A 9,446-nucleotide genomic window follows, 5' to 3' on the forward strand; every position below is an offset into this window, starting at 1 on the left:
CTCTGCAGCCGTCGCTGCCATTGCACTTTCGCGACGACGTTGCCGCTGGGAAATTTTGCGAATGCGCTGGGTAATACTGACGGTTGAGATCATAAAAACCGGCAGCACTGCCAAGGCAATTAACGCCAGTTCCCAATCCATCCAGAACATTATCCCAACCATGCAGAGTAGGGTAAAAATATTGATTAATAAGGGCAGGGCGTGGTTAATAATCACATCCCGCAGGCGATCCATATCGCTGGTGATGCGGGTGAGTAAGTCCCCGCTTTTAGCCTGGTAATGAAAGGCTAAGGATAGCCGTTGCAGATGGCGGTAGAGCTGACTACGAATATCAGAAATCATTCGGCTCGCAGCTACCGACAGACTGACCAAGCTGATGTAGGCAGACATGGCACTTAGTCCTGCCACCCCAACAATTGACAAGGCCAAAATCACAATCAAAACGGAGGGATTCACCTCTCCCAGAACAGGAATGCCCTTACTTTTGGCATCGGGAAGCAGCACATAGTCAAAGATCAGTTTGAGGGGCCAGGGACTTAAGAGGCGGGCCAACACCTCAATCACTAGACCGATAATGGAAACTGAAAGTAGGGCTTTTTCTTGACGGATCTGGGGCCAGAACTGGCGAATCACTTTGCCCAGACCTGGAAAAATTTGGATAAATTGAGTCATCTTGGCTCACTCCGAACGGTTGTGGCAGGTAAGATGCCTGAATTTAGACGAGAGAAAGCGTTTTAGGGGCAACAGTCCCCAAAACTTGTTCGTAAACTTGTTGCCATTGGCGTTGTTCAACCGACGGGGCCATTTTCTGGAGGACGGTTTCTCTCGCCGCTAATCCGAGTCGTTCGCGAAGTTGGGGCTGGGTCATCAGGGATTTTAGGGCCTGGGCTAGGGCAGCACTATCAGCTGGATTGACTACCAATCCATTAACGTTATCTTCCAGGATTTCGCCAATGGCATCGACATGGGTGCCGACCACCGCTTTAGCCGCTAGCATCGCTTCTAGTAAGGCATTAGGGCAGCCATCATGGAGGGAAGGGATGGCAAAAATATCCATATAAGGCAGGTAAGCCAAGGCTTCTGTGCGACTGACTTTTCCGGTAATTACAATCTGATTGGCTAAGCCGCTATTTTCAATGACCTGCTGCCAGTATTCGCGCTCTTTGGCAACGAAATCACCCACAAATAGCAGGGTTAATGGGGTGTTGAGTTTCAAAGATTGACAGGCATCCAGCAAATATTCCAAACCTTTCTTATCCCGGAAACTACCAACAGAGCCAATGACGGTTCCCTGAAGTTTGTTGGCTAGTGCTGGCTGAGGTAAATTGCTGAAATCGAGAGGTGCGATCGCATTCCTAAACGCAGACGATTTGGTTTGAATGCTGGGCACTAAAGCCCTAGCCCGCTGCATTAAATCCCGACTGACAAAGGTGGTCCAAGCAGACTGTTCTAGGGTCCAGGTAATTTGACCAAACTGCTGTGGGCTAAAGGCATGTTTATGCAAATCTGCGCCCCGTACACTATTGATGACGGGAATGCCTGCTTCTTGTCCTAACAGGGTCGTCAGAAAACCCATTTCGTTAATAAAAAAGGCATGGAGGACATCAAATTGATACTGGCGATGCAGAAGCTGTAATTGTCCATATAGGTCGCAGAAATAGTCTTGCTCCTTGGCTTGGGTAGACCGGACAGCGGGCTGTAAGCGATGGACCGTTACACCCTCTTGGTGGGTGGTTTGGCAACTAGGGCGTTGAAATTCTCCGACTGCGGCCTGGGCACGTTGCTCACGGAAAACGGCCCGAAATACCGCGACATGGACTTCAAAGCCCAGATCGATCAGCATATGGGAAATCCGTTGAACCGACTCACCCACCCCGCCAATATCAGGGGGAAATTCCAAGGCAGTGATACAAATCTTGCGTTTCATTTTCTGGTTCTCCTAACGGGTCTAATTAACGAGAAAGGGCAATGGTCTGATCACAAAGCTGGCGCAATCGTCGAGTTGTGTTTTCAGCCCCCTTGAGATTAATGGCATGGGACGGTTGAGCTGTTTGTAAATGTTGGAGGATGGTATGGGCCAAAGCTGAGGGAGAAAGCTGGTCTGGAGATAACATCGAAACTGCCCCGAGTTGGGCCAGACGAGAGGCCCGGAGCCATTGCTCATCAACTTGGTCTGGGGAAGGGGAAGGCAGGATCAGGGACCGAACCTGGGTCGTCAACACATTCATCGTGGTGTTGTATCCCCCCAAACTGATGGATAAATCGGCCCCATCCAGGAAACTTATTAAATGGGGGGTAAATCGTTGCAGGGTGATGTTGGGTTGGGGAGTTGCTAGAGCCTGGAGGGACTCAAAGTCTGTCTCCGGCATAAACGGCCCTGCAAAGGCATAAATCCGATGAGGAATGGCCTGTTGGAGAAGCGGTCCCACTTCACAGATTGCCTTTAATAAGGAATAGCCGTATCGCCCCCCACCTACACTGGCGACAATCCGAGGGGATTGTAGGTTCTGCTGGTGCTCGGACGAGACTACTAGGGATTGGGCTACGTACCCGGTGTAGAAGACTTCGCAGGGGAGGGCAGGGGCAGCGGGAAAGCAAGCCTCTAGGGATTGGAGGTTGCGATCGCTATGGCACAGCACCAAATCATAGAACTGGCGAATTTGATCTAGAATCCGAGCCTGTTTGCGGGCCAGTCCCTGCTCACTTAGGGATTGCGTCATAATCAAATCCCTAAGGCTACAGACCACTTTGGCTTGGGTCGCCTTTGCCTGCTCCAACAAGGGCAGCAATTCAAAAGCCATTTTGTACTTCCCAAAGGGAAAGCATTCTGTAATCACACAGTCCGGTTGGAATTGATCGAATAGGGTAAGCAGCCGTTGTCGGCGAGCGACCTTTACCAATTCAACTGAACGATCAAGGGCAATCAATTCGCCCGCTTCTTCCCGCAGAGCAGGGAGATAGACCACCTCCACTCCATCTGGAACCTGGAACTGCTCAATCGGTTCACCCCCGATCACCAGACCAACCTGAAAGTCTGGAACTAAACTGCGAATAATTTCAGTACTGCGGACCAAGTGGCCCATTCCAGCCAAATACTGGCAATAAAATAGGATCTTCATCATCAGGCTCTCTCGAACTTTTTAAGCAGCAATAGCAGGTGTCGTGTCATAAACGAGGGATCGCACTCGCTGAGCCGTTTGCCGTACCCCATCCAGATCAAATTGAGTGGATTGAGGCGTTGACTCCAGAGCCGCTTCTACTCGCTGGGCTAAGCGGTCTGGAAGGGCCACATCACCCATCTGCAGCATCTGAGCTACCCCCAACTCGTCTAATCGACGCACCCGCATGGTTTGTTCCTGGTCATCATTGCCCGTAAACGGCAGCATCAGCGCATTGACCCCTGTGGTCAGAATATTCATGGTGGTGTTGTACCCCGACATACTGACGGAAAGATCCGCCTGCTGCATATAGGCCAGCAGATTGGGGGTATAGCGATGAATATGCAGCTTCGGACAATCCCAGCCCGCTTGTTTTAACTGCCAAAAAACGGACTCAGGAATAAAAGGCCCCGTAAACATCTGAATATGATGGGGAATACGCGCTGACAAATATTCCGCGGCACCCACCATGCCCCTCAACAACTCATGTCCAAATCGCCCCCCTCCCACACTGACGAGGATCATGGGAGCCTGCCGACTCAAGGCCCATCGATCCACCAGCGTCAGTCGATTGGTTTCGGGCTGTTGGGCCACATACCCGGTATAGTGAACCTCACAATTCAGATCTGCCACCCGAGAGAAGCTGTCCTCAAGGGGATGTAAGTTGGGGTCTCCATGAATCAGTAATTGATCAAAGTACTGATTCATCAGTCGGCAAATTTTGGCCTCATGGCGGGCTTGATCTTGCTTGGTCACCACGATATCGCGCAAGCTGCAAACCACTTTGGTGCCCCTGGCCTTGGCAGCCTCCATTAGGGGAATCAACTCAAAGGAAAATCGTCGCCGGCCAAAGGGGAAGAGTTCCACCATCAGTACATCAGGCTGGAAGGTCTCGATTTGGTTGAGTAGTAGATCCTTGCGGGTTTCCTGCACCGCTTCCAAACTCAAGGACGCATCGACTGGGCGCAACTCCCGAAACTCCGTGTCTGTTTTGATCGCCGGTAAATTAACAACCGTGACGTCTTGGGGCACTTGGAAATTCTGAATCACTTCCCCCCCGTTGATAAAGCAAATTTCAAAGTCATTCACTAGGCCCCGCACAATTTCCATACTGCGGATCAGGTGTCCCATACCCAGAATGTGCTGGCAATAAAACATCAGTTTTTTCATGACAAATATCCTATAAAAGTTTGAATGGCAGCTCCGTAAACGCCCCTAGGCCAAAGCTGGTTCTCGATGCGGGTGACAACCGAACAGGTTTGACAACTGATCAGCAATATTGGGTAGGCCGTTGAAATCGAGATCCAAAGACGGAGTTGTTCGATCCCCCAGTTGGGCGATGACGGCTTGCATTAGGGTTTTTGGCTGCAGATGATCCGGGTGAATCGCTCGAATCAATCCGTTGTGCATAAACCGTTCCGCCCGAATCAACTGCTCCTGGGACGGGGTTGTCCGAGGTACCACAACCGTACGTTTGTTCAAGGCCAAGATTTCAGTCAGGGTGTTGTACCCCCCCATGGAGACAACGGCATCCGCAGCATCTAAATAACCGAGGAGATAATCCGTAAACACCTGAACTTCGACGCCAGGATATTGCAAAGCTTGTTTCTGGAGTTCTTGTTGCTGAGATAAGGGCATCTCAGGACCACAAAGAATCACACTCCGCAACTTCACCTGGGTCGGTAGATAGTTCAACCCTGCAAGGTAAGCCTTCACCAGGGGATAGCCATCTTCTCCGCCACCTGGCGTTACCACCACCAACTTCTCGGAGGGCTTTATCCGTAGGAACCAACGAAGTTGTGTTCGATTGAGTCCCTGAAAGGATTTGCGAATATAACCGCAATAACGAACTTTGTTCGCAACCGGCAAGGGAAACTGATACTCTTGAGCCACATCAAACAGTTCAGCCATACCGACAACAAGAACTTGGTCATACCAGGTTTGAATCGCCTGATAGTACCCCTGTGGTTTCCATTCACCAATCGTTTTAGCCGGACTATCCAAAATATCCCTGAGGAGGAGCACTTTTTTAGTGTTGGGCAGGTGAGCTTCGAGATATTCCAGGGTGCTCAGTAACTCCTGCTCAATTCCATAGGGCTTTTTATCCACCAGCACCACATCCGGTTTGAAGTGAAGGGCTGCTGAATGGATGAGATGGGAACGCCATTGTAGGGTTTCCTCTAACGCTGTCCCCAGATATTTGGCGGAGAGGGCTCCTGACTGTCCCCGATTGAGGCAGGGAAGTTTAATGTAATCCAGTCCTGTGGGCAACCGGAAAGCTTGTAGCATCGGCGAGCCAGACACTAGCAAAATCGATAGGTTTGTTTGGTGCTTCAGCAGGTACTCACAGATGGATAGCATTCTGCGGAGATTGCCGAGACCGAATGCGTCATGAGAGTAAACCATCAGTCTCATTGAACGGTCCTCGAAGAAATAGATCAGTCGATAAAAGGGGATTAAGCAGTTTGAAGCTGCCGTTCTGATTGAACCCTTGGCAGGGCTAGAGTTGGACGACCCATGCCCACATATTGAAAGCCCGCTTGAACCAGTGTTTTTGGATCTAAGGCATTGCGACCATCCACCAAGATGGGGGTTGGCATCACCGCTGCTAAAGACCCAAAATCCAAGGACAGGATTTCCTGCCAGTCTGTTACTAAGACCAAGGCATCACAACCCATCGCTAAAGACACTGGACCAGACACTAACTCCACATGTTCTAAATCTGCGGGATGGGCCCCGGAGCAAAGGAGCGGATCGTAGGCTTTGACCCTGGCACCTAAGCGATGGAGTTGGGCAATCATATTTATTGCCGGGGCATCTCGGAGGTCATCGGTATTGGGCTTAAAGGTGAGGCCCAGCAAACCAATGGTTTTACCTTTGAGAATTTTCAAGACCTGTTGTAGTTTTTCAACCACGAGTAGTCGTTGATTGCGATTAGTGGTGACGGCAGCTTTTAAGAGGGGAGCATCATAGCCATAATCAGCCGCTGTATGAATCAGGGCAGCCACATCCTTGGGAAAGCAAGAACCGCCCCAACCGATGCCAGCCTGTAAGAATTTAGGTCCAATCCGGCTATCCAGCCCAATCCCTGTCGCAACCTGGGTGACATCTGCACCGACGCGATCGCAAATATTCGCGACTTCATTGATAAAGCTAATCTTGGTCGCCAAGAACGAATTGGCCGCATACTTAATCATTTCGGCAGACGCCAAATCCGTCACCACCACGGGTACAGGCGGCAAGTTCGGATCTTCTGCACAATGACGCTGGATAATCGGCAGGTAAAGGTCTTGCATCTGTTGAATCGCAGTATCGCTATTCCCCCCTAAAACAATGCGATCAGGGTTGAGGGTATCGTAAATGGCTGAGCCTTCCCGCAGAAATTCCGGATTACTCACCACATCGAATCCAGTAATAGATTGTCCCCGCTCAGCGACCCCATCTAAAACAAGTTGTTTAACCCAGTCCCCAGAACCGATGGGAACTGTAGACTTATTAACGATCACCTTGTAACCGCCATTCAGATGGTTACCAATGCCACGAGCTACGACTTCCACAGCCCGAGTATCACTTTCCCCAGTAGGTAAGGCAGGGGTGCCTACAGCAATAAAAATCACTTTGCCATGATCAACCCCAGCCGCTAAGTCTGTTGAAAACGAAAGCTGACCTGACTGCATGGCTGACTGCATTAGTTCGTCAAGGCCGGGCTCATAAATTGGCGACTGTCCCGACTGCATCAGTTTGACTTTGGCGGCATTGTTATCAATACATAGAACAGAGTGCCCGGTTACAGCCAAGCAAACACCCGTGACTAAACCCACATATCCAGTACCAATTACACAAATGTTCATTGATAATAAACCTCTCCTAACTGCACTGTTCCGTTATCTACACCGTGACAAAGGGGAGTGAAGGTTCAATGAAACTTATGTGAGAAAGGTTTCATGAGAACAGCTTCATGAAAAAGCGCTCATAAAAATTCTTTGAACTTGCCTCCTAACGAGGCAAAACGATGCACCTCCAATCAAAGGCAAAAGGCTATAGATTCATCCCTATTCTTGGGGTAGAATGCGTTCAATCATGCCCAGTAGTTCTGAAAACTGAAAGGGTTTACCAATAAAGTCATTGGCACCTGATGCAAGAACGAGATCGCCTTGATCAACCAACGCGGTAATTACAATAATAGGGACTGTTAAACCCTGAGCACGCAAGGTTTTTAATACTGTCCAGCCATCAACAACAGGCAGTCCCAAATCGAGTAAGACAATATCATAGACTGCTCGATAGATTTGCTCCAGGGCTTGTTGACCATCGGTAACAATGGTTGGAGTATAGCCGTACTGAAGTAGCCCTTTTTCGACGAAACGGGCTATTCGTTCTTCATCTTCGACCAGGAGAACCCGTTTCATAAATTTGATTATGACTCCAACATTGCTGGAGTATTGCTAAGGACTATTCGTCTGACTTTAGCTCAATCAGATCGCGAGCAACATGAGAATCTTTTCATCTTTGCGAAATATTCTATGTCAGCAGTCGATAACCAACCCCACGAACAGTTTCTATCAGGCTGTTACCTAATTTTTTTCGCAGATAGCCTACATAGACATCAACAATATTGGACCCTGGATCGTAGTCATAGCCCCAAACACGATCCAACAGTTGCTGACGACTGAGGACTTGGCCTGGATGCCGGAAAAAAGTCTCCGCCAAGATAAACTCACGGGCGGGTAGTTCAATCCACTGGTCGTTTACCTTCACCTTGCGGGTGCGCAAATCCAATATCACATTATGGGCTTTCAATGTTAGGGATTCTGATTCTGGAGATAAGGCAGTCACTGCCCGGAGACGAACCCGAACCCGTGCTAGTAGCTCTTCAAACCGGAAGGGTTTGGTCATATAGTCATCAGCACCCTCTTCTAAGCCAGTGACTTTGTCTTGAATATCATCTCGGGCCGTCAGAATAAGCACGGGTAACCTCGCCCCTTGCCCCCGAAGCTCCTCAAGCACCTCTAGGCCATCTTTGTCCGGTAATCCCAAGTCTAAGATTAATAGATCAAATCGGCCGCTGAGTGCTAAAGACAACGCCTCATCCGCCTCTCCAGCAACAGTGGTGGTATAACCGTGACTCTTGAGGCCTTTCTCAATAAAGGAGGCAATCCGAGGTTCATCCTCTACGATCAGAATGTGGGCCATGGGCAAGAGTCAGCTACATGAAAATGCATTACAAGACGATCATAAACGCTCCTTCAGTGAAAGTGTCAGGGGTGGTTAGCCAGGGCGACCGCACATAGTTCAGTTCTTCATGAAGAAGGTATTCCCTTGGCAGCAACGCTGAGGAGCTTGACCAGGTAGGGGGTATTCCAACAAATCTACGAGATTAGGACATATAGACCTCAAAAGTCCTCTAGCTATACACTCTAAGATCAGAGATCGAGCTTTTGAAATCACTTTTTTTGAATGAAATCACATTGCAAATACTATTTTTCACCAGGAATACTATTCTCTGATTCTCTAGCTATAGCCTCAGCGAGGTTTTTGATTTTATTGGCTATCTCTTATTAAAGATTTACACTAAAACTACTGCTATTCAATGAACATAGCTTTTACCTATCTATTTTTCTGATTTATGTTCCCAAGGTCATCTGAATAGGAAGATCATAATTTATCTCCCCTGGTATTCGCGCTAGATTCAACAGGTATTCGGGTTGAGCCGAGATACGTGTAATTTAGTGCCATATAAACTCTACAAAGTATATAGGGTATAGATCATGGGCAAATATTGCTAGAATTCATCACTTCGCAAAAACTTTGCCTAAAACAACTCATTTTAGGCAAACTACATTAAGCTTGAGCACGAGAATAAAAGGCTTTCCATGACTATATTTAAGACCCTTAGCTTCCATTTTCGGCAAAGTTGTTTTTTGCTTGTTTATTACCTAAAGGTACCGATCTGCACTATCTCTCGTTCTTTCGGATTTTGTGGAGAGGCATGAAAGTCACTGCCTATAACCATTCATTGAACCTGCAATTAGTAGATTCTGTAGCCAGTTGTCGTGGTACTGAAATCCGTTGTGATCTTTGAAGGGAGAACAGCGCTCTGGATCTTTTGATGTTGTTCTCTGGCCATAAGGGTGGAAATTCCAGATCAATGCCATGGACCTCAAGTACAATCGAGCCGCATCTTTAGAGCCGTGAAAGTACTGCATCGTCCTTAACAGACGGTCTTGATAATTCATCAATCTGTCCACCATATTGGAAGTTCGAGCAGCATCAGGGTTATCGAAAGCA

The 9,446-nt window shown here is 48.5% G+C and carries 8 protein-coding genes and 1 pseudogene; all 9 read right to left on the reverse strand.

The genetic code is table 11. From position 1 onward, the window contains the following. A partial coding sequence (locus Q0986_RS17655; RefSeq protein WP_299413559.1) for an ABC transporter transmembrane domain-containing protein occupies positions 1-672 on the reverse strand: 672 nt, incomplete at its 3' end. A 43-nt stretch (positions 673-715) separates the two neighbouring features. Beyond that, entirely contained in the window at positions 716-1,927 is a 1,212-nt protein-coding gene (locus Q0986_RS17660) for a glycosyltransferase (protein ID WP_299413562.1), read from the reverse strand. A gap of 25 nt (positions 1,928-1,952) precedes the next feature. Next, positions 1,953-3,122 carry a glycosyltransferase gene (locus tag Q0986_RS17665; protein ID WP_299413564.1) on the reverse strand — a complete coding sequence of 390 codons (1,170 nt, stop codon included), beginning with the start codon at positions 3,120-3,122 and terminating at the stop codon, positions 1,953-1,955. Between the two features lie 18 nt (positions 3,123-3,140). Further along, a complete protein-coding gene (locus Q0986_RS17670; protein ID WP_299413567.1) occupies positions 3,141-4,328 on the reverse strand; it encodes a glycosyltransferase in 1,188 nt (395 codons plus the stop codon). Positions 4,329-4,373: 45 nt separating this feature from the next. Further along, positions 4,374-5,564: a glycosyltransferase gene (locus Q0986_RS17675; RefSeq protein WP_299413570.1), complete on the reverse strand. Its 1,191-nt coding sequence runs from the start codon at positions 5,562-5,564 to the stop codon at positions 4,374-4,376. Positions 5,565-5,614: 50 nt separating this feature from the next. After that, complete coding sequence (locus Q0986_RS17680; RefSeq protein ID WP_299413573.1) at positions 5,615-7,009, reverse strand: UDP-glucose/GDP-mannose dehydrogenase family protein; 1,395 nt, start codon at positions 7,007-7,009, stop codon at positions 5,615-5,617. A 201-nt stretch (positions 7,010-7,210) separates the two neighbouring features. Further along, complete coding sequence (locus Q0986_RS17685; protein WP_299413576.1) at positions 7,211-7,567, reverse strand: response regulator; 357 nt, start codon at positions 7,565-7,567, stop codon at positions 7,211-7,213. Positions 7,568-7,679: 112 nt separating this feature from the next. Continuing rightward, positions 7,680-8,351, reverse strand: a complete 672-nt coding sequence (locus Q0986_RS17690) for a response regulator transcription factor (protein ID WP_299413579.1) — start codon at positions 8,349-8,351, stop codon at positions 7,680-7,682. A gap of 803 nt (positions 8,352-9,154) precedes the next feature. Beyond that, positions 9,155-9,446 (reverse strand): annotated as a pseudogene (locus tag Q0986_RS17695) (hypothetical protein); the annotation flags it as partial.

Source organism: Acaryochloris sp. IP29b_bin.148, assembly GCF_028285565.1.
Lineage (GTDB): Bacteria > Cyanobacteriota > Cyanobacteriia > Thermosynechococcales > Thermosynechococcaceae > Acaryochloris.